We start from the raw sequence: 1,828 nt of genomic DNA, 5'->3' as shown, positions 1-1,828 counted from the left end.
AACCGCCCCAGTTAAACTACCCATCAGACACTGTCCCCGATCCGGATCACGGACCCGGGTTAGACATCCAGCACGACCAGACTGGTATTTCAACGACGACTCCCCCTGAACTGGCGTCCAGAGTTCACAGTCTCCCAGCTATCCTACACAAGCCGAACCGAACACCAATATCAAACTGTAGTAAAGGTCCCGGGGTCTTTCCGTCCTGCTGCGCGAAACGAGCATCTTTACTCGTAGTGCAATTTCACCGGGCCTATGGTTGAGACAGTCGAGAAGTCGTTACGCCATTCGTGCAGGTCGGAACTTACCCGACAAGGAATTTCGCTACCTTAGGATGGTTATAGTTACCACCGCCGTTTACTGGCGCTTAAGTTCTCAGCTTCGCACACCCGAAAGCGCACTAACCGGTCCCCTTAACGTTCCAGCACCGGGCAGGCGTCAGTCCGTATACCTCGCCTTACGGCTTCGCACGGACCTGTGTTTTTAGTAAACAGTCGCTTCTCGCTGGTCTCTGCGGCCACCCCCAGCTCAAGGAGCAAGTCCTCTCACCAGTGATGGCCCCCCTTCTCCCGAAGTTACGGGGGCATTTTGCCGAGTTCCTTAACCATAGTTCACCCGAACGCCTCGGTATTCTCTACCTGACCACCTGAGTCGGTTTAGGGTACGGGCCGCCATAAAACTCGCTAGAGGCTTTTCTCGACAGCATAGGATCATCCACTTCACCACAATCGGCTCGGCATCAGGTCTCAGCCCCGTGTACGACGGATTTACCTGTCGCACGGCCTACACCCTTACCCCGGGACAACCACCGCCCGGGCTGGACTACCTTCCTGCGTCACCCCATCACTCACCTACTACCAGCTCGGGTCACCGGCTCCACCACTTTCCTTTCCCCGAAGGGTCCGGAACGGCTTCACGGGCTTAGCATCACTGGATTCGATGTCTGACGCTTTACAGCGGGTACCGGAATATCAACCGGTTATCCATCGACTACGCCTGTCGGCCTCGCCTTAGGTCCCGACTTACCCTGGGCAGATCAGCTTGACCCAGGAACCCTTAGTCAATCGGCGCACACGTTTCCCACGTGTGAATCGCTACTCATGCCTGCATTCTCACTCGTGAACCGTCCACCACTCGCTTACACGGCGGCTTCACCCGGCACACGACGCTCCCCTACCCAACCCAGCCTCCGTTGGGAGTATTGCTGGATTGACACGACTTCGGCGGTACGCTTGAGCCCCGCTACATTGTCGGCGCGGAATCACTTGACCAGTGAGCTATTACGCACTCTTTCAAGGGTGGCTGCTTCTAAGCCAACCTCCTGGTTGTCTCTGCGACTCCACATCCTTTCCCACTTAGCGTACGCTTAGGGGCCTTAGTCGATGCTCTGGGCTGTTTCCCTCTCGACCATGGAGCTTATCCCCCACAGTCTCACTGCCGCGCTCTCACTTACCGGCATTCGGAGTTTGGCTAAGGTCAGTAACCCGGTAGGGCCCATCGCCTATCCAGTGCTCTACCTCCGGCAAGAAACACACGACGCTGCACCTAAATGCATTTCGGGGAGAACCAGCTATCACGGAGTTTGATTGGCCTTTCACCCCTAACCACAGGTCATCCCCCAGGTTTTCAACCCTGGTGGGTTCGGTCCTCCACGACCTCTTACAGCCGCTTCAACCTGCCCATGGCTAGATCACTCCGCTTCGGGTCTTGAGCGCGCTACTACACCGCCCTGTTCGGACTCGCTTTCGCTACGGCTCCCCCACACGGGTTAACCTCGCAACACACCGCAAACTCGCAGGCTCATTCTTCAAAAGGCACGCAGTCACGA

Annotated in this window: 1 rRNA gene; it reads right to left on the bottom strand. The window is 56.8% G+C overall.

The window, feature by feature from the left end:
- A 23S ribosomal RNA gene (locus ABD357_RS20400) occupies positions 1-1,828 on the bottom strand; the annotation flags it as partial.

It is taken from the genome of Streptomyces vastus, from assembly GCF_039532825.1.
GTDB classification, from domain to species: Bacteria; Actinomycetota; Actinomycetes; order Streptomycetales; family Streptomycetaceae; genus Streptomyces; species Streptomyces vastus.
The sequence above is the reverse complement of the archived record's forward strand: the minus strand, read 5'-3'. Positions and strand labels throughout refer to the sequence as shown.